General features: G+C 58.0%; 18 protein-coding genes and 2 pseudogenes. 13 read left to right on the top strand and 7 right to left on the bottom strand.

Features of this window, described 5'->3' with window-relative positions; translation table 11 throughout:
- Positions 1–116: 116 nt before the first annotated feature.
- Both THISIDRAFT_RS09775 and dtd read left to right on the top strand, forming a co-directional pair.
- Positions 117–1,046, top strand: a complete 930-nt coding sequence (locus THISIDRAFT_RS09775; protein ID WP_006787844.1) for a PP-loop family protein — start codon at positions 117–119, stop codon at positions 1,044–1,046.
- The gene (gene dtd, locus THISIDRAFT_RS09770; RefSeq protein WP_006787843.1) at positions 1,043–1,501 is read left to right on the top strand and encodes a D-aminoacyl-tRNA deacylase; all 459 of its coding nucleotides are present in this window, start codon (positions 1,043–1,045) and stop codon (positions 1,499–1,501) included. The genes THISIDRAFT_RS09775 and dtd overlap by 4 nt, the downstream gene beginning before the upstream one ends.
- Here the strand turns inward: dtd and THISIDRAFT_RS09765 are convergent.
- Entirely contained in the window at positions 1,492–1,731 is a 240-nt protein-coding gene (locus THISIDRAFT_RS09765) for a PP0621 family protein (protein WP_006787842.1), read from the bottom strand. The genes dtd and THISIDRAFT_RS09765 overlap by 10 nt on opposite strands.
- A gap of 183 nt (positions 1,732–1,914) precedes the next feature.
- Positions 1,915–2,118: pseudogene (locus THISIDRAFT_RS09760) on the bottom strand (IS5/IS1182 family transposase); the annotation flags it as partial.
- Between the two features lie 209 nt (positions 2,119–2,327).
- On the opposite strand from THISIDRAFT_RS09760, the gene THISIDRAFT_RS09755 reads away from it, so the two are divergent.
- From THISIDRAFT_RS09755 to THISIDRAFT_RS09740, 4 genes are all read left to right on the top strand, one after another.
- A complete protein-coding gene (locus THISIDRAFT_RS09755) occupies positions 2,328–3,869 on the top strand; it encodes a complex I subunit 4 family protein (RefSeq protein ID WP_006787840.1) in 1,542 nt (513 codons plus the stop codon).
- Positions 3,869–5,266 carry an NADH-quinone oxidoreductase subunit N gene (locus THISIDRAFT_RS09750; RefSeq protein ID WP_006787839.1) on the top strand — a complete coding sequence of 466 codons (1,398 nt, stop codon included), beginning with the start codon at positions 3,869–3,871 and terminating at the stop codon, positions 5,264–5,266. Before THISIDRAFT_RS09755 ends, THISIDRAFT_RS09750 begins: the two co-directional genes overlap by 1 nt.
- Positions 5,267–5,352: 86 nt before the next feature.
- Complete coding sequence (locus THISIDRAFT_RS09745) at positions 5,353–6,354, top strand: GGDEF domain-containing protein (RefSeq protein WP_006787838.1); 1,002 nt, start codon at positions 5,353–5,355, stop codon at positions 6,352–6,354.
- A 144-nt stretch (positions 6,355–6,498) separates the two neighbouring features.
- A complete protein-coding gene (locus THISIDRAFT_RS09740; RefSeq protein WP_006787837.1) occupies positions 6,499–8,520 on the top strand; it encodes a site-specific recombinase in 2,022 nt (673 codons plus the stop codon).
- A 202-nt stretch (positions 8,521–8,722) separates the two neighbouring features.
- Here the strand turns inward: THISIDRAFT_RS09740 and THISIDRAFT_RS09735 are convergent.
- Both THISIDRAFT_RS09735 and THISIDRAFT_RS09730 read right to left on the bottom strand, forming a co-directional pair.
- A protein-coding gene (locus THISIDRAFT_RS09735; RefSeq protein ID WP_246585369.1) for an IS5 family transposase occupies positions 8,723–9,524 on the bottom strand; the annotation gives its coding sequence in 2 pieces (ribosomal slippage) (positions 8,723–9,493 and positions 9,495–9,524; 801 coding nt in all).
- A gap of 45 nt (positions 9,525–9,569) precedes the next feature.
- Positions 9,570–10,109 carry a hypothetical protein gene (locus THISIDRAFT_RS09730; RefSeq protein ID WP_006788749.1) on the bottom strand — a complete coding sequence of 180 codons (540 nt, stop codon included), beginning with the start codon at positions 10,107–10,109 and terminating at the stop codon, positions 9,570–9,572.
- Between the two features lie 353 nt (positions 10,110–10,462).
- Between THISIDRAFT_RS09730 and purB the strand changes: the two genes are divergently transcribed.
- From purB to THISIDRAFT_RS09695, 7 genes are all read left to right on the top strand, one after another.
- Positions 10,463–11,836: an adenylosuccinate lyase gene (gene purB, locus THISIDRAFT_RS09725; protein ID WP_006788750.1), complete on the top strand. Its 1,374-nt coding sequence runs from the start codon at positions 10,463–10,465 to the stop codon at positions 11,834–11,836.
- 122 nt (positions 11,837–11,958) lie between these two features.
- Entirely contained in the window at positions 11,959–13,119 is a 1,161-nt protein-coding gene (locus tag THISIDRAFT_RS09720; protein ID WP_006788751.1) for a trypsin-like peptidase domain-containing protein, read from the top strand.
- A 129-nt stretch (positions 13,120–13,248) separates the two neighbouring features.
- On the top strand, positions 13,249–14,373 hold the full coding sequence (locus tag THISIDRAFT_RS09715; protein WP_006788752.1) for a hypothetical protein: 1,125 nt from the start codon (positions 13,249–13,251) through the stop codon (positions 14,371–14,373).
- A 60-nt stretch (positions 14,374–14,433) separates the two neighbouring features.
- Positions 14,434–15,054, top strand: a complete 621-nt coding sequence (locus THISIDRAFT_RS09710; protein ID WP_006788753.1) for a DUF4124 domain-containing protein — start codon at positions 14,434–14,436, stop codon at positions 15,052–15,054.
- A gap of 192 nt (positions 15,055–15,246) precedes the next feature.
- Entirely contained in the window at positions 15,247–16,548 is a 1,302-nt protein-coding gene (locus THISIDRAFT_RS09705) for an ISNCY family transposase (RefSeq protein ID WP_006786022.1), read from the top strand.
- A 71-nt stretch (positions 16,549–16,619) separates the two neighbouring features.
- Positions 16,620–19,748 carry an efflux RND transporter permease subunit gene (locus THISIDRAFT_RS09700; RefSeq protein ID WP_006788325.1) on the top strand — a complete coding sequence of 1,043 codons (3,129 nt, stop codon included), beginning with the start codon at positions 16,620–16,622 and terminating at the stop codon, positions 19,746–19,748.
- Positions 19,749–20,069: 321 nt separating this feature from the next.
- Positions 20,070–22,841, top strand: a complete 2,772-nt coding sequence (locus tag THISIDRAFT_RS09695) for a response regulator (protein WP_159098536.1) — start codon at positions 20,070–20,072, stop codon at positions 22,839–22,841.
- 371 nt (positions 22,842–23,212) lie between these two features.
- Here the strand turns inward: THISIDRAFT_RS09695 and THISIDRAFT_RS15470 are convergent.
- From THISIDRAFT_RS15470 to THISIDRAFT_RS09680, 3 genes and pseudogenes are all read right to left on the bottom strand, one after another.
- Positions 23,213–23,710 (bottom strand): annotated as a pseudogene (locus THISIDRAFT_RS15470) (ABC transporter ATP-binding protein); the annotation flags it as partial.
- Between the two features lie 11 nt (positions 23,711–23,721).
- On the bottom strand, positions 23,722–24,678 hold the full coding sequence (locus THISIDRAFT_RS09685) for a FecCD family ABC transporter permease (RefSeq protein WP_040852973.1): 957 nt from the start codon (positions 24,676–24,678) through the stop codon (positions 23,722–23,724).
- A gap of 49 nt (positions 24,679–24,727) precedes the next feature.
- Positions 24,728–25,510 carry an adenosylcobinamide-GDP ribazoletransferase gene (locus tag THISIDRAFT_RS09680; RefSeq protein ID WP_006788321.1) on the bottom strand — a complete coding sequence of 261 codons (783 nt, stop codon included), beginning with the start codon at positions 25,508–25,510 and terminating at the stop codon, positions 24,728–24,730.
- Between the last annotated feature and the right edge of the window lies 1 nt (position 25,511).

The raw sequence follows: 25,511 nt of genomic DNA, 5'->3' as shown, positions 1-25,511 counted from the left end.
TCACTTTAACCGGATCAGTCCATGTAAGAATTTTCCTACACAATTTGCGTGCAAATACCCTGGTTTATGACTCCAAAGCGGGGTGTAACCGCATAAGTTTTGTGGAATCATATAGCGTGGATTTGCCATGCTGCAGTCGCCTGTGCAGCAACATGGTCTATCACCTAAGGTCGCCAGGAAGGCTCTACCCCGGCCGCCCTGGCCGGGGTCTTTTTATCTTTGGGCCCGTTTGGCGTAGAATCAGCGACTTTATCAAAGATTGTGCGTTAACGACCTTGAGCCCCAAAACACAGCCCCTTTCTCCGCGCTCCTTGCGCCGCCTGGCGGGTCAGGCGATTGGCGATTTTGCCATGATCCGTGCCGGTGATCGTATCCTGCTGGGACTGTCCGGCGGTAAGGACTCGCTGAGCCTGCTGCACATTCTGCGCGATTTGCGTCAGCGTGCCCCGATTCATTTTGAACTGGGCGTGGTCACCATTGATCCGCAGGCCGAGGGCTTTGATCCCTCAGTATTGGTTCCCTATGTGGAATCCTTGGGGATTCGCTATCACTATGTGCGCGAGCCGATTGTCGAATTGGCGCATAAACACATGGACAATGACTCCTTTTGTGCCTTTTGCTCGCGCATGCGTCGTGGTCTGATGTATCGCACCGCCCGCGAGCACGGCTATCAGGTCTTAGCCCTGGGTCAACATCTGGATGATCTGGCCGAAAGCTTTATGATGAGCGCCTTTCACGGCGGACGCCTGCAAACCATGAAGGCCCATTATCAGATTGATGCCGGGGATCTGCGCGTGATCCGCCCACTCGTTTATGTGCGCGAACGCCAGACAGCGGCCTTTGCGCAGGCGGTCGGCTTGCCGGTGATTTATGAAAACTGCCCGGCCTGTTTTGCCAAACCCACCCAGCGCCAGCACATGAAAACCCTGTTGGCCCAGGAAGAGCAGCAAAACCCCCGGCTGTTTCGCACCCTGCTGACTACCTTGCGCCCGCTGATGTCTGCCGGTTTAGCGGACGTCACCGCAGTGGCGGAACAGCCTGAATGATTGCCTTGCTGCAACGTGTAAGCCAGGCGCAGCTGTGCATTGCCGGACAGACCCATTGCGCGATTGAACGCGGGGTGGTGGCCCTGATCGGGGTTGAGCGTACCGACACGGCTCAGCAGGCTGAACGTCTGGCGCAGCGCATCCTGGCCTATAGACTGTTTGCCGATGCCCAGGAGCGCATGAATCTGAGCCTGCATGATCTTAACGCCGGGCTGATGCTGGTGCCGCAATTTACCCTTGCCGCCGATACCCGCAAAGGCCATCGCCCAAGCTTTACCCCGGCAGCCCCGTCCGAACAGGGCCAGGCCCTGTTTACCCACCTCCTGCACACCGCCCAGGCACAGCATCAGCCGGTTGTCAGCGGGGTATTTGGTGCAGATATGCAGGTTCATCTGATCAACGACGGCCCGGTCACCTTCTGGCTTCAGGTCCAGGCCCGCGACACTCAAGGCTGATCCCGCTCGCAATGCTCTGCGGAGCAATAATAGCGATCCGCCCGCACCATCGCCTCCTGTACCGGGATATGCAAACCACAGCGGTGACAGCGCACCATGTCTTGCGCCACAGCCCTGTGGGGCTGTTCATCTTTGGGCAGCGGCGGACGGGAGCGCGGCGGCGTGAGCAGCAGGGTGCGCACAATCAAAAAAACCAGAACAATGGCCACAACCAGTAACAAGATACGCATACGAACCTCACATTGAGTTTTTGCGGGCATCGGCAGCCCGGCTCACGCCCGGCTGGGGGTTAAATAACCGCAATATTACACCAGCATACACCCCTGACACGCTGGACGCACCCGACAAAATGCCCTGAGCATGGCCCACAATCAACAAATCCCCGCAACATCAAAGCAAAGCGGGTGGCAACCCCCGCCTGCTTTTTTAAGATGCAAGAAGGCATTCTCAACCCAATGCTGGTGACGGTAAAGCTGGGCATCATAGGCTCGAGACAACGGGCGGTGCTTGCGCGGGAGAATGATGCGCTGAATGGCATCGCTGTCATCGCCACGCTCGGCCAGCAGGTGTTCAGCATTCACGCCTTCGATCAAGGTTGCGGCCTGTGTGCAGTCCGCCGTAAGCAGAATAAGTGCAGCGTGCTCCGCACTCCCAGGGCCGGGCTGTTGCCCGGCGTTCCGGCACCTGTGCGGGCAGTATCGTCTTGCCTGTGCGTCTGTGTTATGTTGTGCGCACCACCGCTGACCTGCCTGCGCCGCGTGCGTCGCTGCAGGCAGGTAAGAACCCGCCGACAGGATTTTCCAATATTTAAGAAAGGTCACGCACCGTGTCTGAAGCTGTTGTCTTGAATCTTGTGTTATGGCTGCCCGTTGTTGGGGCACTGTTGATCCCTTTGTTACCGCGTGAGCGTGATGCGCCGGTGTATACCCTGGCCTTTGCGGTCATGCTGGTGCAGCTTTTGCTGGTGATCTGGCTGTTTGTACGCTTTGAAAGCGGGGTCAGCGGCCTGCAGTTTGCCACGCAGATTCCCTGGATTGCAGCGTGGGGCGTGGCGTATCACATTGGCCTGGATGGGCTGAATCTGTTGCTGGTGCTGTTGACCGCGCTGCTTGGCCCTTTGGTGGTTGCCGGGGCGGTGCGTACCATTACGCACAGCGTGAAGCTGTTTTATGCCATGCTGCTGGTGTTGCAATTTGCGATGCTGGGCACCTTTCTGGCGCAGAATCTGTTTTTGTTTTATCTGTTCTGGGAGGCGATGCTGATTCCGATGTTTTTAATCATCGGCATCTGGGGCGGTGAGCGGCGGATTTATGCGACGGTGAAATTTGTCCTTTATACCGCCTTTGGCAGTATCTTTATGCTGGTCGCTGTGATCTATCTGGGGTTGGCGGCCCACGCGGCCCAGGGCGCGCCTTCTTTTGCCTTTAGCGATCTGTATGCCCTGGAATTGGCCTTGCCGGTGCAAACGCTGCTGTTACTGGCCTTTACCCTGGCCTTTTTGATCAAGATTCCCTCCATTCCCCTGCATACCTGGTTACCCGATGCGCACGTTGAGGCCCCCTCGCCGGGCTCGGTGATGCTGGCCGGGGTGTTGCTGAAAATGGGCGCCTATGGCTTTTTGAAACTCGGCCTGCCCATGCTGCCGGAGGCGGCAAAGCTTTTTACGCCGGTATTGATGAGCCTGGCAGTGGCCAGCATTATTTACGGTGCCTTGCTGGCCTGGGTGCAAGATGACATCAAAAAAATCGTCGCCTATTCCTCCATCAGCCACATGGGTTATGTGATGCTCGGTCTGCTCAGCTACGAACTGCTGGGGATTCAGGGGGCGATCATGCAGATGGTTAGCCACGGCCTGATTTCAGCGGGGCTATTTTTCATGGTAGGGATGCTTTATGAGCGCACGCATCACCGCGAGCTGGCGGTTTTCGGCGGTCTGGCCAAGTGGATGCCCGTCTATGCCCTGTTTTTCATGCTGCTGGCTTTGGCCTCGGTCGGCCTGCCCACCACCAGCGGCTTTACCGGAGAGTTTCTGGTGTTACTGGGGGCTTTTTATGGCGCCTGGCCTGCCTTTGTCCAGGGTGAAAGCCACTATGCGCTGATTCTGGCAAGCCTTGCGGTGCTGGGGGTGATTCTGGGCGCCTTATATATGCTGCGTCTGGTGCGTCGTTTACTCTTTGGGCCCGCCCAGGCCCCCGGCGGACAACCGGCCGATCTCAGCCGCCGCGAGCGCATGATTCTCGCCACGCTGGTGCTCGCCATTTTCACCTTAGGCATTTACCCCAAACCCTTTTTACACAAAACCGAACAGGCGGCGCTGGACTATCAACGTCTGCTGCTTGAACCGACCCCTGCACAGGAGGGCCTGTGATGACGCAGCTCCATCCCATGCTCACCGGCATGTTGGTAGAACATATCCTGCTGGCCGGTCTGTTGCTGTTATTGATTCTGGAAATGCTCACCCGGCAGCGCCGTGAGCCGCTGCTGTTGACCCTGGGCACGGTCGGTCTGGCTTTGGGGGTGAGCCTGTGGCTGGCGCTGCAAGGCTATAGCGCCACCCCCTTTGCCGGGGAATTTAGCGTTGATCCAGCGGCCCTCATCGCCAAAGCGATCCTGCTGGGGCTCAGCCTGCCCGTGATTCTCAGTCTGCGCGGGCAGGGGCTGGATTATCGCCTGGCCGCTTTATTACTGTCGTCTTTATACGGTGCCAGCCTGCTGCTATCGGCAGACAGCCTGATCATGCTGTTTATCAGCCTGGAACTGATGTCATTGCCGCTGTATGCCCTGATTGTCTACGGCTCAACCCATGTGCATCGTGCCCAAGCCGCGCTGAAATATCTGATTTTGGGCAGTGTCGGCACCGCCAGCCTGCTGCTGGGCATTGCCTGGCTGTTGGGCACCACCGGCAGCCTCTCATTAAGCGCCTTTACACAGGCGCTAAACATGGACAGCCTGCCCGCCCAGACGGCGGCACTGCTGGTCTTGCTCGGCCTGTTGCTCAAGGCCGCCCTGGTTCCTTTTCACACCTGGGCACCGGATGCCTATGAAGCGGCCAGCGCCCCGCTCACGGCTTACATGGCCACCGTGATCAAGGCCGCGCTGTTTTTCTTCATCGTGCGCCTGTTTGACCAATACGCCCTGCCTGGCCAGTGGGTGTCGCTGATCGTGCTGCTGGCGCTGTTATCCATGGCCTGGGGCAACCTCACCGCCATGCGTCAGACCAGTTTCAAGCGCATCATTGCCTATTCCTCCATCGCCCATGCCGGCTATCTGCTACTGGTCTTACTGGCCGTCGGAGAACAGTGGTACGGGGTCATCGCCTTTTACCTGCTGGTCTATGGCATTGCCACCGTGCTCGCCTTTGCCTGCCTGCCGCAACGTAAAGACGGCCCGCTGCTTGACCGCCTGGACGCCCTGCAGGGGCTGTTTTATCAACGCCCCTGGGCGGCGGTACTCATCGGCGTAGCCATGCTCTCGCTCGCCGGATTACCGCCACTGCCCGGCTTTGTGGCCAAGTTTTACATCTTCCAGCAACTCATCGCCCAAGGCTGGGTGTTGTACGCCGTCCTTGGCCTGGGCCTAAGCTACCTGGGGCTGTATTTTTACCTGCGCGTCATTCAATACCTGTTTATGCACCCGCACGACCCGCAAGCCCCCCCCTTGCGCCGTGCCTACCCCACACAGCAGCTCGCCGCCGCACTCAGCCTGACGGCCCTGATCTGCGTCATGCTCCTCCCAGGTTTTGTCATGAGCTGGCTAAATATTTAACTCGATACATCAGGGAGGCACTTGGCAGCGCTCATGTATCAGTTACTCAAGGCGGATGAACTGGAACTAAGGAACGTGCCACTCTGATGACCGACAAAACCATTGAACAGCAATTATGGGAGACGACCGCTGAGTATTTCGATACCCATTTCTTGCAACGCGACCACGTGCGGGCGTGTTCTTTTCTCAGCCCATCCGTGCAGGGGGTGGGGACGGGATTAGATGAGTTTGCATGTAAAGAAGATGATTTTCGCCGCATCTATGCCCGGGATTTCGAGCAGGCACCCAACCCGATCGAGTACCAAATCCGCGCATCTCATATTGCGGTTATCTCCGCATCTGTCGGTATCGTTACCTGCGCGCTGAGCTTGCGCACAACCATCGCAGACCAGGCGCTTACGCTCAATCATCTGCGTATTTCACTGGTTTTTGCCAAACACGGCACACGCTGGCTGATTGAATATGTGCACCTGTCCTTTCCATCGACCGCCCATGGCGCCGACGAATCCTACCCCATCAAGGAACTTGAAGCGCGCAATCAGGTATTGCAACGACTGGTCGAACAACGCACCCAGGAACTGCAGACGGCGATGCAAAAGATTACCTATCTGGCTACTACCGACAAATTGACCGGCATCGCCAACCGTTCAAAAATCGATGAGGTGCTTGAGCATGAATTGCATCGCGCTGCACGGTATCAATCCCGCTTCGCGCTGATTTTGTTTGATATTGATCACTTTAAGCGTGTCAATGATGGTTTTGGTCATCTGACGGGTGATCGCGTGCTGCAAGAATTTACCAATCTCGTTGCCCAACGGATACGTCAATCGGATATCTTCGGTCGCTGGGGTGGCGAAGAATTCATCTTGTTGTGTCAGGACACCGATGCCGATAACGCCCGCCGGTTAGCTGAGGACTTGCGGCAGAAAATCGCCAATCACCGCTTCGGTGAGATCAAGCACGCCACCGCCAGCTTTGGTGTCACCCTCTATATCCCAGATGACACCGCAGACGCCATCATCGCCCGCGCTGATCGCGCGCTGTACCAATCCAAACAAAGCGGACGCAATCGCGTGACGCTGCTCTGAGGTGTGTTTGCTTGATGATTTCCAAGTACCATAAACATACTGCTTCATGCTGGCGTGTTTGGGGCGCTCTTCGCGCATTAGGACGAACAGCAAGGCGCTGACGTTTATGGCTCAAGCAAAAATCCAGAGAGAACCGATCGATCAATGAATCATTCTGCTGATTTACCCGCTGTTTTAGCGACCTTTGCACACGATGACACCCTGGATGCGGTAGAGATTCTGCGCCAGTTCATCGACTGGCTCAGGCCGCACAAGCCCACCCAGATTGCTCCGGTGATTCAAAAGATTGAAGCCTTGATGGTGGCCCTGGATGAACGCCCCGAGCTGCGTGAGGCTTTGGCGCAGCGCTTGCGCGAGGGGCTGCTCAAGGCACGTCATTTGACCGTGTACACTGACACGGGATTGTTTTCGCGGCATGGATTTTTTAGAGAATTTGCGCACCGGCTGTATGAGCGTATCAATCCCAGACCGTGGGACCGTCAGCAGCTCAAGGATGCGCTGTCGATCATCTTTCGTCATCCGCACGACCCGCTCTGGGTCAATGCCTTGCCTGACGATGCCTGGTTGCGCTTATTGACAGCCCTGGGGCTGTTTGCAGGCGCAGAGCAGCCACTGCGCTACAAGGCGTTAGATGAGTTGTTATATGCCACCGAGATGCTCTCGCTGTGGGTCGCCGCTGAAGAGCTTGAGCCGGAACTATTGCGGCTTGACCCCAGCATTGCCGAGCGCGACTCTCCCTTTGTGGCGCAGCAGCGTGAATTATCGGCCTTTGCCCGGCAGTATGCGGCCTGGATGCGAAACCCGCAGGAGGAATTTTATGACGATAAACACGCCCGGGTTTTGCTTGATCAATGCCGTGAACAGATTGCCCGCTTTCGGCGGCGGGCCGTGGCGGTGGATAAGGGCAGCAGCCTTTCCTTGACACATCTTTTACACCGTCTGGATCAAACCCTGCAGCGCATTTATCAGCTGCTGGACATTCTGGAACCCGGCGACATCCATCGCCAGCGCAGTCGCGCCGTTGCCCTGTTTAAGGCGTTATTAAAACAAAATACGCAACGCCACAGCCTGTCGGCCTTATGGCAGGACAACCTCACCTTGCTGTCGCGCAGCGTTACCGAACAAGCCAGCCAGACCGGGGAACATTACATCACCAGCACCCGGCGCGAATATGCGCAGATGTTTGGCGCGGCCGCCGGGGCCGGTTTCATCATCGCCTTCATGGCCCTCATCAAAATCTACATCATGGGGCTTGGCTTGAGCATCGGCATGGAAACCCTGTGGGTCAGTCTTAACTATGGCCTGGGCTTTGTGCTCATACATATCCTGCATTGCACCGTGGCCACCAAACAACCCGCCATGACAGCCGCCCACTTTGCTGCCGCGATTGAAGCCAGTGAAAAAGGCACGGCCAATGAGGCCAAGCTGGCGCAGTTGCTGATTCAGGTCGGGCGTTCGCAGTTTGCCGCTGTGTTGGGAAATGTATTGCTGGCCCTGCCGGTGGCCTTTCTGGTTGGCTGGGCCTATCTGTCTGTGTTTGGGGAAGGCATCCTGAGCGCGGATGCGGTCAGTTATCACCTGCATGAACTCACGCCCTTGGCAGGGCTTGCGCTGTTTCATGCTGCGATTGCCGGGGTCTGGCTGTTTGTGGCGGGACTGATTGCCGGCTTTTTTGATAATCGCTGTGCGTATCTCAATCTCGCTGAACGGCTGCGCGCAAATCCGCACCTTAAAAAAATCCTCCCCAAGCGCCTGCGTCACGGCATGGCCGACTATCTTAAGGATAATTACGGCGCCTTGGCGGGTAATTTTTTGTTCGGTGTCTTGCTGGGCACCACTGGCCTGCTGGGGCTGTGGCTCGGCCTGCCGCTGGATATTCGTCACATTGCCTTTTCATCGGCCAATCTAGGCTATGTGGTATCGGTCTACACCCCCGGTGCTGTTGAGTTTTTGCAATATTTTGTCTTTGTGCTGCTAATTGGCGCGGTCAACCTCTGGGTCAGCTTCGCCCTGGCCTTTTATGTCGCCCTTAAAGCACGCGGAGTGCGCGTGGGCAAACTCAGCCGCCTGCTATGGGCCTACGGACAACAGCTCAAACAACACCCTACGGGCCTGATCTTTCCCCCAGCCACCCCGCCAGCCAAGGACACCGACAAAGCAGCTTAAATAACGTCAGATCTGGACAGCGATTCTCGGTCTTGGCTGAATTAAATTACTGATTTTAAAGACATCAAATTCTAAAAATTACGAAAAAATCGAGAAAATATATTTTGTATTCATTGGGTTAAGTGGTAAGCGGGAATTGCTGAGGTCTGAATTAAGGATTGCGGCTCTCCGGGGTCTTAGAAGCTGTTTGGAAACTACCGCCTCAAGCCAAGCGGTTAGCCATCAGTCGACTCATTGCGAGATAAATCCAGGCTTCGCTGCTCGACATCAAGCGCTCGTAGTCCTTGCTCAGACGGCGTGAGTGGTTCAGCCAGCCAAAGGTCCGCTCAACAACCCAGCGTCGCGGCAACAAAACAAACCCTCGGCGCTCCTTGGGACGCAAGACCCCCGTCAAGACGAAACGAAAGCGCTGGGCAACCCAGTCAACCAGGCGTCCACGGTAGCCGCCGTCAACCCAGATTTTGCGCAGCTTTTTGCAATGACCGGGGAGATGGCACAGGAGTTGGCGCGCCCCATCACGGTCTTGCACGCTGGCGGCGGTGACAACGACGGCCAGCACCAGCCCCAGGGTATCGACCAGAAGATGGCGTTTGCGGCCCTTGATCTTCTTGCCGGCGTCATAGCCGCGCTCACCAGGGATCGCCGTGGTCTTGACGCTTTGGCTGTCCAGACACCCGGCGCTTGGATGCTTGTGACGCCCGTGGCGTTGCCGTAGCCGAGCGCGTAGCCTGTCATGAAGACGCTGCCAGGTTCCATCGCGCCGCCAGCGATTGAAGTCATAGTACACTGCCGACCAGGCAGGAAAGTCGCGCGGCAGCTGACGCCACTGGCAGCCCGTCTGCAGGACATAGATGATCGCATTGATGACTTGGCGCATGCTGAGCTTACGAGGGCGCCCGACCGGGGCGCCCGGCAACAGCGGCTTGATCGCCTTCCAGGCGCCGTCGCTGAGGTGACTCGGGTAGCGTTTTTTTGCGAATCTTCTTGCTGCATTTCTGGGGCATGTGGGCCACTTCCTAGAAAAAATCGTAGGTTAAGCCATTACGCGATTAATTTCCAAACAGCCTCTCAGTATGGCGCGCCTGGGCGGCGAGGGCATTGCCCAGATGGGTCATGAGCTTCACCGCCAGGGCGCTGGCTGCAGGATGGTCTTGCGGCAAGGGTGCCTGAAGCAGGGCCAAGGCCATCTGTAGATGTGTCTGAGCCTGTTCAGACTGTTGCATCAGCAGCTCAATGGCGGCCATGCCATGCAGGGCGGTGATTTCCAGCAGCAGCTCAGCGGGACTGAGCGTGTGGGCTAAGGCGCGTGCCTGGCTGAAATCGGCATGGGCATTGTGGTGCATCCACAATGTCCGCCAGGCCTCGCCACGCTGTAATAATAAACGGATTTGGCTTAAAGGCTCCGCGCCATGCAGCGCCTGGGTGATGTGTTCGATGTGGGCAGAAGGGGTGCTAAACGCGGGTGTGTCGGCAGTGGGGGTTGCGGGGTGGGGTGGCGTGGTAGGGGCGGCGAAAAGTGGCAACGGCAGCGAAAAGACCAGCAGTATCGCAAACCACACACGACCGATACACAAGCGAATAGGGTTCATCCGTTTCTCCGTGATAAACCTGAGCGTTTAAGGCTCGTGGGGAATACGCCGCCAGCAAGGTGACCACTTTCATTTGGGGTATGTCGGGCGATATTGCATGAGCAAATATCTTCCTGAAAAGGGGAACATAATTGAAAATAAAATGGCAGGCAATCGTTTTATTTTGAATGCGGTGTGGCCATCATGGGTCGCATCGACGGGGTGCGATATACGAGCTTTATAGTCGCCGTGACGTGACGGTGAGGGGCAATAAATGGCTAAAAATAACAGGGACACGCGGCGGTTGTCGGGGTATCATTTGGGACTTTTTGCGGGTTGAATCCCGACTCGTTTGCTAGAGGAATATGTGCCTGATGAATCTTTCTGCCTTGACGGCTGTAAGTCCTATTGATGGACGTTATGCCAGTAAGACGGCGGCTTTACGCCCGATGTTTAGTGAATATGGCCTGATGCGCTACCGTGTGCTGGTTGAGGTGGAGTGGCTTAAGGCGTTGGCTGCTGAGCCGCAGATCAAGGAAGTCAGCGCGCTGAGTGTGGCGGCGCAAACCACGCTGGATGGCATCGTTGCCGATTTCAGTGAGGCGGATGCGCAGCGCATCAAGGCCATTGAGGCGACGACGAATCATGATGTCAAGGCGGTGGAGTATTTTCTCAAGGAGCGTATCGCGGGTCATGCGGAATTAGCGGCGGTCAGCGAGTTTTTGCATTTCGCCTGCACCTCTGAGGACATCAATAATCTGGCCTATGCCTTGATGCTGCGCGATGGGCGTGATCAGGTGTTGCTGCCGCTGATGGATGGCCTGATGGCGGATATCAAGACGCTGGCGCTGCGCTATGCCGAGGTGCCGATGTTGTCGCGCACCCACGGCCAACCTGCCTCCCCAACCACGCTGGGCAAGGAGTTGGCGAATATTTTCAAGCGTCTGGAGCGTCAGCGGGCGCAGGTGGCCAGGATTTTCTTGCTGGGCAAAATCAACGGCGCGGTGGGTAATTATAATGCGCATCTGGCGGCTTATCCGCAGTTGGACTGGCCGGCCTTTGCCCAGCACTTTGTGGAGGGTCTGGGGCTGGGCTTTAATCCTTATACCATTCAGATTGAGCCGCACGACAGCATGGCCGAGCTGTTTCATGCACTGCTGCGCTTTAATACCATTGTGCTTGATAGTTGCCGCGATCTTTGGGGCTATATCTCGCTGGGCTATTTCACGCAGAAGGTGGTTGCCGGTGAGATTGGATCTTCGACTATGCCGCATAAGGTGAACCCCATTGATTTTGAGAATGCGGAGGGCAATCTGGGGCTGGCCAATGCCCTGTTTGAGCATCTGGCAAGCAAGTTGCCGCAATCGCGCTTTCAGCGTGATCTGACCGATTCCACCGTGCTGCGCAATATCGGTCTGGGCTTTGCGTGGTCGATGATTGCCTATCAGTCAGCGCAAAAGGGCCTGAGTAAGCTGGAGGTGGATACGCAGCGCCTGCAGGATGATTTGAATGCCAACTGGGAGGTGCTGGCCGAGCCGATTCAAACGGTGATGCGGCGTTATGGTATCGCCAATCCCTATGAACAGCTCAAGGAGCTGACCCGAGGACAGCGGGTGGATGCTGCGCGCTTGCAGGTATTTATCCAGCAATTGCCCATTCCCGAGGCGGAAAAAGCGCGCTTGCAGGCACTCACCCCCGCCAGCTATATCGGTGATGCCGTGGCCCTGACTCAGGCGCTTAAAGACTAAGCGCTCAGGCCATATGGCGGGCTGTCGTGGCAGTTGAACGGCAGCCCGCGCATCCCGGCAGCGGGCCTGGTTTTCGCCGACAAACAGCAGCAACTCGACCTTGATCATGGTATCTTTATCTTATGGTCACTGCGTCTCGTTTCTTTATTCAAGTCATAGCGGTAGGCATCGCGGCTGCGATGCTGGTTACCCTGTTTTTCCCTGAATTGCTGTATACCCCGCGCCAGGTGGTCGAGGTCTGGCAAAGCGACCGGGTGGGTTTGACCGAGCGCAGTCAAGGCCCGGTGTCTTATGCCGATGCGGTCTCCAAAGCTGCGCCAGCGGTGGTGAATATTCACACGCGCAAAAATGCAACCGCGCGCGTACATCCTTTTCTGGATGAGCCCTTTTTCCGCCACTTTTTCGGCGTGCCTTCCCTTGAAAACCCGCAAGAGCCACCGCCGCGCACCAATCTGGGCTCGGGCGTGATCATCAGCCCGCAGGGCTATGTGCTCACCAATAATCATGTCGTACAAGATGCCGATGAAATCGAGGCCCGCCTAAATGATGGCCGCAGCGTCAATCTGCGCGTGGTTGGCACCGATCCGGATACCGATCTGGCCGTTTTGCAGATTCGCGACACCATCCCGGCCCTGCAAAGCATTGTTATCGGCGGTTCAGCGAATCTGCGCGTGGGGGATGTGGTGCTGGCCATCGGCAATCCCTACGGCGTGGGTCAAACCGTCACCCTGGGCATTGTCAGTGCCACCGGCCGCTCGCGGCTGGGCATCAATACCTATGAGGATTTCATTCAAACCGATGCAGCGATCAATCCGGGCAATTCCGGGGGCGCCCTGGTCAATGCCTACGGCGAACTGGTGGGCATCAATACCGCCATTTTCACCCGGTCCGGCGGCTCGCAGGGCATAGGCTTTGCCATTCCGGTAGATCTGGCGCGTGATGTGATGACGCAGATTCTTGAACAGGGCGAGGTCATTCGTGGCTGGTTGGGGATTGAGGTGCAAGACATCAGCCCGCAGCGTGCCGAATCGCTGGGCTTAAACAGCCCACGCGGGGTACTCATTGGCAGTGTCTTGCGCGGCAGCCCAGCGGCCAAGGCGGGCATTCAACCGGGGGATGTGATCACCGAAATGGACGGCGATCCGGTCAACGATGCCCAGGATGCCTTGAATTTTATTGCGCGCCGGCAACCCGGTGAAACCTTGTTTGTCAAAGGGGTACGCGCCGGTAAACCGTTTCTGGCCCATGCCAAGGTTGGTCAACGCCCCACGCCGGGGCGTTGACAGCAGCACTCACACAACAACACCAATTTGTTTTTTGCTCTTTTTGTGGACACGCCGACACCTCACCTTCATTCACCCGCCCGGCCGTCAATATCCCTTGTCCGGCGCATCTTCTGGATCAGCTTTTTTGTGGTGTTGATCTCGGCGGTATTACTGGTTGTATTTGCGGCGATTCGCGGGGCGAGTCAGTGGGCTTCCGTGAAGTTGGAGCAGTCGCTGGAGCAGCCGACGATGTGGTCGGAGATGTTGCAGATCACGCTCAAAGGCGAGCGCACCATGTCGCGTGAGTTGGCCATGCCCGCGCTGTATGAGCGCACTTTGGCCTTGATCGACGTGCGTGAACAACAAGCTCAAGCGCGTTTAGAGGCCACGCTGGAGGCGCGTCATGCGCAGTTGTTAGCGCACAGTCTCGCTTATGTGCCGCAGTTTGCGGATTGGTACTATTCGCTGCGCGGGGAGTATCTGCGCTTTTTTCATGCGGCCTTTGGCGATTTGCCGGACTTGATCGCCCAACAGATGATCCGCCATGTCCTCGAACCGGCAGCGCTACAGCAGCAAGTGGCGCAGTTGGGGCATGAAACTGAGGCTCTGTTGCTGGAAGAAGTGCAAGACACCTTTCGTGCCGCCGATCGTTTGATCACCCGTTTAGTGCAAAGCCAGCAGATCAGCCTCAATAAGGAGGGCGAACCAGATCAGGCGATGCAGGCGGTCTTAAGCGATGGGGATCGCCTGGCTCAGCAGATTGCCTCGTATGTGAATCTCAATACCGACGATATTGCCCGCCAGAGTGTCGCTGCGGTGGCTGCCGGAGTTGCCGGTAAAGGCATGGTCAGCTTGCTGGCCGGGGCGGCGGGCAAGGCCGGGGTCAAAGCCGCTGGCAGCGCTATGGCGGGTGCCGGAACCGGGGCTACCGGCGGTGCTTTACTCTGTGGTAGCACCATCATTGCCGCGCCACTGGCGCCGGCCTGTGCCGCCGTCGGGGGTGTGGTCGTCGGGCTTGGCACCTGGGTTGCAGTGGATGCCGCCGTCCTGGAGGCCCAGGAATTTTTTGGGCGCGAGGCCCTGGAGGCCGATATCAGCGCAGCCTTGACGACCGAGCTTGCCCAGTTACATGCGCGCTTGCAAATGCAATATGATGATGCACTACGCGCAAGCTTTGCCGAATTACGCCGGGGCTTTGCCCATCTGTTTGAGATCACGCAGGCCACCCCATCGCGTGATTTTGTCCCCGCTCGCGTGATGGGTGAGCCATAAAGTCACCTCAAATGGCCTGGCTGTACACGGTGATACATCTGCCTGAGGAGCGGATATAAAATGAAATGCTCAATATATATCGGCTTGGCACTGTTGTTAGTGTCTGATTTGCACACCAGCGTATCCGCGCAGATGCACCGCTGGGTGGATGCCCAGGGACGCACCCATTATGCAGATACCCCCCCGCCGGATGCTGTGGGCTATGAGCGCCATTTATTGGATCAACAGGGCATAATCAGACAAAGCATTGAACGCGCCAAGACGCCGGAGGAAATTCGCCACGAACGGCGCATCACCGAAGAGCAACGCCGTCGTGAACAGGAACGTGTCGAACAACGCCGCCAGGATGCCATCTTGCTCAAAATGTTTGACACCGAGCGCGATATCGAAATAGCCCGCGCCGACCGCTTAAGTATTGTCGAAACCAACATCCAGATCACCGATGAAAAACTCAGCTCACTGCATGCGCAATGGGCACAGCACAAACGCCGCATTGAAGCCTATGAAAACAGCGGTCAACAGGTGCCCGATGACTGGCGCGAGGAAGGGACATCCTTGCAGCGTCAAATTGCTGAACATGAGCAGTATCGCAACAGCCGTGCCCGCGAACGCGATAATATCCAGGCACAATTTGACGCCGACCTGCAACGTTTTCGCGAACTGCGGGCGCAGCGTCCCTAAACTCCTTCTCACAAGTGCGGAGCTTTAGCTCTGCGTTCCCAGGCTCGACGCCTTCAAGCACCGTGGTGCGGCTCTATAAGAATACCCATCAGGAAGCATAAAATTTATGGCGCATTTGTTAGCCCAAAGCAGTAATGTCCCCTTCGTCCAATTCTAAAATGTCCCCTTTATATTTAAGCGGGAGGGGCACGCATGACGAAGGAGCACATTACGATGAGTCACAAAGAAATTGACCGACTAGAGATGATTCAGGCGGTGGCGAACAAGCATCTGCGGCAGGCCGAGGCGGCCCAGCGCCTGGGGTTGAGCGTGCGCCAGGTCAAGCGCCTGGTTCGCCGCTATCGTGAGCATGGGGCGACAGGGCTACGCAGTGGCCACCGTGGCCGACGTCCCAATAACGCCATTGCCGAGACAGTACGCCAGGAGGTGCTCGCCTTGGTCAAGACGCACTACACCGACTTTGGCCCCACCCTGGCCTGCGAAAAGCTGGCCGAGCGCCATGGTCATCATCTCTCGGTCGAGACCCTGCGCCAGTGGATGGTGGCCGATGGGCTATGGCAGCCCAAGCAACGCAAGCAAGCCCGCATTCATCAGCGCCGTCCACGCCGCCCCTGCCTGGGGGAGCTCATTCAAATCGACGGCTCGCCCCATGACTGGTTTGAGGTGCGCGGCCCGCGCTGTACCCTGATTGTGTTCATCGACGACGCCACAGGGCGCCTGATGGCCCTGCGCTTCGTGCCCGCCGAGACCACCCAGGCCTACATGGAGACCCTACAGCAATACCTGGATCAGCACGGACGTCCGGTGGCCCTCTACTCAGACAAACACAGCATCTTCCGTGTCAATCATCCTGAGCACGACGGGGAGCTGACCCAGTTTTCCCGCGCCCTCAAGACCCTCGACATCGCCGCCATTCATGCCAACACGCCTCAGGCCAAGGGGCGGGTGGAGCGGGCCAACCAGACCCTGCAAGACCGTTTGGTCAAGGAGCTGCGCCTGCGTGAGATCTCGGACATCGACGCCGCCAACGCCTTCCTCCCCACCTTCATGGCCGACTTCAACGCCCGCTTCGCCGTCGAGCCACAAAGCCCCCAGGATGCCCACCGACCGGTGCTGCACAGCCCCGAGGAGCAGGCCCTCATCCTTTGCCTGCACCATACCCGTAAGCTCTCCAAGAACCTTTGCTTCCAGTTCAAGAACCGGGAATATCAGCTTCAGGGACAGGGCAAGGGCTACCGCCTGCGGGGTGCCACCCTCACCGTCTGCGAGGCCTTCGACGGCACCATCACCCTCCTGCACCAGGGGCACATCATGCCTTACCGTCTGTTGGCTGAGGGCGAACCGCCCACACCGCTGGATGATGAAAAAAGTGTCCACCACAGCGTCGACCAGGCCAAGGCAAAACAGACCGCCAAGCCAACCTACAAACCGGCGCCGGACCACCCTTGGAGAGGTCGGGGCAACATCACTCCGGCACCAGCCCAAACACCATAACCACGCATTCTACGGGGGACACTTCTGCTTTGCACAAAAGGGGACTTTTCTGAATTGGGTTGACAAAATTTATGGCGCATTCGCGTGGTTTGATCCGTTTGTTTTTACGTCATCGGCTGGCGGCTAATCTGCTGATGGCGTTGATGCTGTTATCCGGCAGTTGGGCCTTGTTAAAACTCAATACCCAGTTTTTTCCGCATTTTGCCCTGGATTTTGTCTCGGTGCAGGTGGTGTGGACGGGGGCCAGTGCGGAGGATGTGGAAAGCGGCATCATCATCCCGCTGGAGCAGGAATTGCGCACGGTGGACAATCTGCGCAATCTGACGGCGACCTCGGCGTTGGGGATCGCCTCGCTCACGCTGGAATTTCGTGCGGGTACGGATATGACCCTGGCCCTGGATCAGGTCAAGGATCGGGTCAGCCAGCAGCGCAATCTGCCCGACTCGGCACAAACCCCGGTGATTACGCGCATCATTCGTTATGAGCCGATTTCCAGCATGTTGGTGACCGGGCCTACGGATCTGCGTGAACTGCGCGCAGTGGTGCGTGATTTTGAGCGCCAGCTTCTGGATCGCGGGATTGCCCGTATTGATTTTAACGGCCTGCCGGATGAGGAAATTGCCATCGAGATTCCGCTGGCGCAGCTTCTGGATCTGGGCATGAGCATTGATGCCGTTGGCCAGCGACTGCGCGCCTTGAGTCAGGATCTGCCCGCCGGGATGGTGGGACGCGATGACACCGCCCGCCAACTGCGCAGCCTGGAACAGGGGCGCGCGCTGGATGATTTTGCGGCCTTTCCCTTGCGCAGTGACACCCAGGGTCTGATTCGTCTGATGGATGTGGCGCAGATCAACCGCCAGCCCCGCGATAATCAGATCCGGGTGCGTTATCAGGGAATGCCTGCCGTGGAGATGCGCCTGCAACGTGCCGAGAAAACCGATGCCCTGCAATCGGCCAGGATTCTGGAGCAGTGGATTGAGGACATCACGCCGCAACTGCCCGAAGGGGTGCAGCTGCATTTTTATGATCGGACCTCTGAGCCGTTATTGGAGCGCATTTTGCTGTTGCTCAAAAACGGTGTAGGCGGACTGGTGCTAGTCTTGGGGATATTGTTTTTATTTTTAAATGGACATCTGGCGCTGCGCGTAGCTATCGGTATTCCCGTGGCCTTTACCAGTGCCTTTCTGGCGCTGTATATCTTCGGCGGCAGCATCAATATGATCTCGCTGTTTGGCTTTATCATGTCGCTGGGGATCATCGTGGATAACGCCATTGTGGTCAGTGAACATGCCTACACCAAGTATCAGCAGGGCATGACCCCATCACAAGCGGCGGAATACGGGGCGCGCCGGATGCTGGGGCCGGTGATTGCCGCCTCGCTCACCACCGTCGCCGCCTTTTTGCCCCTGATGCTGATCGGTGGCATCATGGGCAATATCCTGTTTGATATTCCGCTGGTGGTGGTCTGTGTGATCATGGCCACGGTGATCATCACCTTCCTGATCCTGCCCACGCATCTGAAAAACAGCATGAGCCGGATCACGCCCGCACCGCCCGGCTCCTGGCGCGCCCGCTTTGATGCCCGCTTTGAGCAGGTGCGTGATCAGCATTTTCGCCGTCTGGTCTCGGCGGCCACCCAACACGCCGGATTGACCCTCAGCGTAGCACTGGCGGCCTTTATCATCGCCCTGGGTCTGTTATTTGGTGGGCGCATCGGCTTTAGCTTCTTTCCCGCCCCGGAAGGCACGGTGATCAATGCCGGGGCCAGCTTTGTGGCCGGAACCCCGCCGCAGCGGGTTGAGCAATTCCTGCGCGAAGTTGAAACTCAGCTCTATGCCACTGAGGCTGAACTGGGAGAAGCCGTCATCCGTAATGTCGTGGTTTATCTGGGGCGCGGCATGGCGCAAGGCGGCGGGGCGGTGGTCGCCAACGGGGATCAATTCGGTGCCATTGCGGTGGAGCTGGTTTCACCAGATCAGCGCAGCGTGCGCAACCGCGAGGTGATTCAGCATTGGCAGCAGCGCATCAACCTGCCGCCGGGGATTGAAACCTTCACCATTGCCGAGCGTATGGCGGGGCCACCAGGGCGCGATCTGGATATTCGCCTGGTGGGCGATGATCCCGTCGCCCTGAAAAACGCCGCTCTGGAACTGGCCGAAAGCATGAGCGATTACCCCGGCGTCTATGGCATCGAAGACAACATGCCCTTTGGGCGCGAACAGTTGATCTATAGACTCAAGCCCGAAGGGCTGGCCTTGGGCCTGACCACCGAATCACTGGGACGGCAACTGCGCGCCGCCTTTGATGGCTATCTGGTGCAGATTTATCAGGAAGGTCTGGATGAGTTGGAGGTGCGGGTTCGTCTGCCTGCAGAGGAACGCCACCGCGCCGCAACTCTGGAGCGTCTGGCCATTATTCTCCCGGATGGGCGCCATGTCCCGCTGGATAGCGTAGCCACCCTCAGTCCTCGCCAGGGCTTTGAAACCTTGCGCCGCGCCAACGGCCATCTTGCGGTGCAGATCTCGGCAGAGGTCGATCGACACCTCAACAATGCCGGACAGGTGCGCGAACAACTGCGCACTACCATCTTGCCGGAACTGGTCGAGCGCTATGGGATTCGCTGGTCATTTGAGGGGCGGGCGGCGGATCAGGCCGAAACCCTGGCCGATATGCGCATGGGCTTGCTGTTTGCGCTGGCCATGATTTACATCGTGCTGGCCTGGGTGTTTGGCTCATACGGCTGGCCGCTGATTGTCATGGCGATTATCCCCTTCGGGATTCTCGGGGCCTTGGTGGGACACTGGCTGCTGGGCGTTAATCTGACCTTGCTGTCTTTGTTTGGGCTGTTTGGCCTCACCGGCATTGTGGTCAACAACGCCATCATCCTGGTGAGTTTTTATCAATCCCTGCTGGAGGAAGGCAAGGCCATGGAACTGGCCATTGTCGAAGCCGCCTGCCAGCGCCTGCGCGCCGTGTTACTGACCTCTTTTACCACCATTGCCGGCCTGATTCCCTTGCTGTTTGAGCGCTCCGTACAGGCCCAATTCCTCATTCCCATGGCCATCTCCATCGTCTTTGGCCTGGGCGTGGCCACGGTCCTGGTCCTCGTCGTCATCCCTGCCCTGCTGGCCATCTATGAACGCGCCATCCGCCGCTGGCAGGCCACCGGAAATGCCAGGCTGCAGACGGAGGCGCCCTAATCTTTGCCGCGACGCCGCCCATTAAGGACTATCGCAAAGCCCATATCGTATTCAATGTAAAGCCATTTTCTTTGCTTCGCTTGCCCCGTGCAGCGGGCAGTGTTAGCCTTGATCCGATCAGCGCAAGATGCGTGTCTGCGCGCTTGTATTCCCTCCCTGATTGGTGTCCTGGATCAATACCGGCAAGATAGCCAGCTTGGCAAGCTTGGCATTGCGTGCCACGGACGCCGCAAGGTGTTGCTATGGTCTGGGTTTTGATGAGATGCGGCTGCCTAGTGGCCCAAGGACCGTGTATTTTTTGGTATGCAACAAGATCCCCCTTTGTATCTTTTTAAGATGGGCACCGTGCTTGCGGTGTTGTTTTGGCTGTTGATGGTGGGCCTGTCTCTGGGCTGGAATCTTCATCAGGCGAATCTGGCGCGCACGGAGGTGGCTTTTGCAACGGCCAAGGCGTTTTTTGAGCAGGTGGTGTTGATGCGCCGATGGAATGCGATGCATGCCGGGATTTATGCGCCAGTTTCTGAGCATACCCAGCCTAATCCCTATCTGACGGAAATTGATGACCGGGATTTGTTCATCCATGAGCATTTGACCCTGACCAAGGTCAATCCTGCCTACATGACCCGCCAGCTCTCGGAACTGGCCGAGCATACCAACAGCGTGCGTTTTCGCATTACTAGCCTAAACCCCATTCGCCCGCAAAACACCCCGCAACCGTGGGAGGCTGAGGCTTTGCAGGCTTTTGAGCAGGGTGTCAAGGAGCACGGTGAGTTTACCACCGTCGGGCAGCAGCAGGGCTTTCGCTACATGGCGCCATTAGTCACGGAAAAACCCTGCCTGACCTGTCATGCCAAGCAGGGCTATGAGGAGGGTGATATTCGCGGCGGCATTAGTGTCATCTTGCCCGAGGTGCTCCCCATTCCCTGGCGTCCGCTGGCCTTTTCTCATGCCGCGATTGCTTTGTTGGGGGTGATCTTTATTCTCGTGATGTATGAGGTGCTTACGCGGGGCTATCGGCGCCTGCATGATAGCGAAAACAAGCTGGCCAGCATTTTGGACAATATGAGCGGTGTGGTCTGGTCGGCGACCTGGCCGCAGCAAGATACGATGTTCATTACCCCCTCAGCACAGCGCATCTATGGCTATCCACAGGCCCAGTTTGAGCAGGACCCGCAATTGCGCCAACGCCTGATCCACCCCGAGGATCGTGCCTTGATTGCGCGGATGCTGGACACCTTGGCGGCAAACGATGCGGTCGAGGGAGAATACCGGATTGTGCGCGCCGATGGCAGCACCGCCTGGCTTTTGGATGAATACCGCTTGATCCGCGACCGGCAGGGGCACATCCTGCGCATGGATGCCCATACCACCGACATCACCCGCCGCAAACACGCAGAACTGGCCCTGCGCGATGCCAACCGGCGCCTGCAGGCGGCGATCAAGCAGGCAGAAGATCTGACCTTGCAAGCCGAGCGCGCCAATGCCGCCAAGAGTGAATTTTTGGCCAATATGAGCCATGAAATCCGTACCCCGATGAACGGCGTCATCGGCATGACCACCTTGTTGCTGGATACCGCCCTGGATGCCACGCAGCGCCACTACGCCGATACGGTGAAAAAAAGTGCCGAGTCGCTGCTGGGCCTGTTAAACGATATTCTGGACTTTTCCAAGGTTGAGGCCGGCAAACTCGATCTGGAACACCTTGAGCTGGATATAGCAACGCTGGTCGATGAGGTGATCAGTGCTCAGGCCGTGCGTGCCTACGAAAAAAACCTCGAACTGTTGTGCGTGCTGGATGATGATGTGTTGTCGCTGGCGCTTAGCGGTGATCCGGGGCGTCTGCGGCAAATTCTCAACAATCTGGTCGGCAATGCGATCAAGTTTTCCGAACGCGGCGAGGTGGTAGTGCGTGTGCAATTACTCGAAAAACGTGCCGCAACGGCCCGCCTACGCTTTGAGGTCTGTGATACCGGCATTGGCATTGCCGCTGACAAGGTGCCGCTGCTTTTTGAAAAATTCTCCCAGGTGGATGCCTCGACCACCCGCCGTTATGGCGGTACCGGTCTGGGGCTGGCGATTTGCAAGCAATTGGTTGAGCTGATGGGCGGCACCATTGGGGTGCAAAGTCAGGAAGGCCAGGGATCGGTATTCTGGTTTAGCGTTCCCTTGACGCTTAATATCGACGTACCACGTCCGCACGCGGCGCATGCCACCGAGAATTTGCAACAGCGGCGCATCCTGGTCGTGGATGATAACGCCACGCAGCGCACGCTGTTGACGCAGCGCCTGGGTCAATGGGGGATGCGGGCAGCGGGTGCCGCTGATGGGGTTGAGGCCCTGCGTCTGCTGTATCAGGCTCACAAGGAGGAACATGAGCCGTATCAGGCGGTGTTGATTAATCTGCAGATGCCGGTGATGGATGGTGAAACCCTGGGGCGCACCTTATCTGCCGATCCGCAGATGCAGGGGCTGTTGCGGGTTATTTTGCCCAGCGTCGTGCGTGCCGAAGACCCGCAGCGCTATCAACAGGCCGGTTTTCATGCCTGCCTGCCCAAGCCCATCCGTCAAACGGCGCTTTTGCACGTATTGCAACAACTGTTTGCGCCTTCCTTCGATCAACACCGCATGATCACCCCGCATACAGTGCAACCCGTCCAGTCATCGCACGCGGTGAATTTTGCACACGCCCAGGTGCGCATTCTTTTGGTTGAGGATAATGTGGTTAATCAGCAAGTCGCCTTGGGGATGTTGCGCAAACTCGGTCTGCAGGCCACGGCAGTCAATCATGGGCAGGCGGCCTTGGATCACCTGAGCCAGGCGGACTATGATCTGATCCTGATGGATGTGCAGATGCCGGTCATGGATGGCATCACCGCCACGCAGCGCATCCGTGCCGCGTCAGGCGATGCCTTTGATCCGCGCATCCCGATCATTGCAATGACCGCCCACGCCATGCCAAGCGATAAAGAGGCCTGCCTTGCCGCCGGAATGAATGATTATGTCAGTAAACCGCTGTCTTTGGCGCAGTTGACGACGGTATTAACGCGATGGCTGGACGATCTACGCCCTGTCCCTGCGGGGGAGCCTGTCTGAGAAGGCGACGACCCGCGCCAGGAACGCCGGGTAGTCACGGACGTTTAGGCGGTTTGCTTGAACGACGAAGATCGCTCAATGCTTTCAGGCAAATAGCGATGCACGCTGGCGTTGCTGTCAGGGTCGGGGATGAAGATGGTCTGGCCTTGCAGATGGGTGCTGATCAGGCGTTGCTGGTAGAGTCGTTCCAAGAGTTGTGTTTGCAGCATGTGTTCACGCCCCCCCCAGACGGCGTGGCCGTCTTTGAATAACAGCAGCAGGTGGGTGCAGAAGCGGGCGGCGAGGTTGATATCATGCAGGCTCATGAGGGCGGCACGCTGGCTTCCGATGTCATGGCGGATCAGGCTGAGTACGTCGATTTGATGATGCAGATCGAGATGATTGGTCGGCTCATCCAGCAACAGCAGGCGAGGCGCTTGTGCCAGCACAGTACACAGGGCAAGGCGCTGGCGTTCGCCCCCGGAGAGGGTTTGCACCGGACGTTGCGCTAATTCGGCAAGTTGCATGCGTCCCAGTGCCTGCCAGGCCTTTTGATGATCCTCGCCCGATTCCATCTCCCAAAAGCGCAGGTAGGGATGGCGGCCAATCAAGGCGGTCTCCAGGACGGTGGCGGGGAATTCATCGTGCTGCTGTTGAAAGACCATGCCCATTTGCTGCGCCAGTCGGCGTCTGGGGATCTGGTCTATCGGGATCTGTTCCAGCAGAATCTGTCCGCTACGCGGCGGACGCAGACCGGCAAGGGTATGCAGCAGGGTGGTTTTGCCACAGCCATTGGGGCCGAGAATGCCCCAGCACTGACCGGGCTCAATCTGACAGTGCAAGGGCTGCAGGAACTCACGCCCAGGAATATCCAGCACCAGCTGGTCCATATAGAGCAGGCTCATCGCTGCCGACTCCGATAGAGTAGATAAAGAAAGGTCGGCACCCCGAGCAGGGCGGTAATCACCCCGACGGGTAACTGCTCCGGGGCAATCAGGGTGCGCGCCAGGGTATCGGCCAAGACCAGAAGAATCCCGCCGGCCAGCGCGCTGGCGGGTAACAGGATGCGCTGATCAAAGCCAAAGATCAGGCGCAGAATATGCGGGACAATCAGCCCGACAAAGCCGATACTGCCAGCAGTGAGCACGGCAATGGCGGTGATAAACGCCGCCAGCACATAGACCAGCATTTCCATGCGCCGCACGGAGACCCCCAGGGCGGCGGCCTGTAATGGGCCACGCGCCAGCACATTGAGGGTACGCCCCAGAGGAAAGGTCAGCAGCATCGCTACCACCAGCGCAGACCACGGCAACAGCGGATGCCCGGCATAGGATAAATCCCCCATCAGCCAATACAGCATCCCCGGCAGTTCATGCGAGGGGCTGACCGCCAGCAAAAAACTGATCAAGGCGCCCCAGCCCGCCGCCACCACCACGCCGGTCAATAACAGCCGGGTAGGTACCCAGCTGCCGGTGCCGTGGGCCAGGCCAAATACCAGCAGGGTCGAGATCAAGGCTCCGGCAAAGGCGGCCCCGGAGATCAGCGCCGCCCCCAGCCCGGCCAGCATGGCCAGTAAAGCGCCAACCGCCGCACCCCCGGAAAGCCCCAGCACATAAGGATCAGCCAAGGGATTACGCAGCAGGACTTGCATCAAGGCCCCGGCCACCGCCAGCAGGCCGCCGGTGGCAAAGGCGTTGAGCACTCGGGGCAGACGCAGATCCAGCAAAAGCAGGGCATACAGCGGCTCGCCCTGACCGCGCATCACGGCCCAGATGTCTTTCAACGGAATCTGGATACTGCCCTGAGTCAGGGCCAGAAGCATGGCCAGCACGGAAACGGGCAGCAAGATCAGCAACATGCGCGCTAAGGAGGCACTCACGGGGCTATCCACGGCTGGCAGGCGGCATTCATATGCTGAGCTTCACCGCCACCAATAAGGCCAGATAGCAGCCCAGTTCGGTGACTTGCTGGGTTGCCCCAAGGCAATCCCCGGTATAACCCCCCAGACGGCGGTGGAGATAATAGCCCGCATAGATGGTGAGCAGCAGGGTCATCAGCAACACCGCCAGCGCACTGGGTAGCGGCAGCAGGGCCAACGGTAACAGGCCCGACACCACAGCGATCAGCAGCCCGCGTGTGCTGAGCTGTTCGGCAACCGGTTTGGCTTTGGCCTGCGTGTCTTCGCGTACATAATCCAGCCGGTAAATCAGCGTGCTGGCAGCCAGCCGCGACAGCGGATGGGCGACTAACAGCGCCAGCGCGGGCAGCCAGTGATCATATTCAGCCAGGGCTATCAGCATCAGCGCCTTGAGTAACAGCGCCAGCACCAGCGCCACCGTGCCATAAGTGCCGATGCGCGAATCCTTCATGATCTGCAGCGCGTGCGCCCGATCCTGACCACCGCCCAGCCCGTCGCAGCTATCGGCCAGCCCGTCTTCATGAAAGGCACCGGTCAGATAGATGGTCAGCAGCATCGACAGCACCACCGCCACACTGACCGGCAACAGCCACGCCGCCACAAGATAGCTCAGAGCCCCCACCGCCCCCACCACCCAGCCGATCAGGGCAAAATAGCGGGTGGACTGATTGAGCCGCGCCATTGACCAGGGAACCCAGCGCGGCACCGGAATGCGGGTAAAAAAGCCCAGCGCTGTGAAAAACAGCTCCAGCTGATGGCGTAACCACCTCACC

The sequence above is a fragment of the Thiorhodospira sibirica ATCC 700588 genome (assembly GCF_000227725.2).
GTDB lineage: Bacteria > Pseudomonadota > Gammaproteobacteria > Ectothiorhodospirales > Ectothiorhodospiraceae > Thiorhodospira > Thiorhodospira sibirica.
Note: the sequence above shows the minus strand (reverse complement) of the source record. Positions and strands in the feature narration are given on the sequence as shown.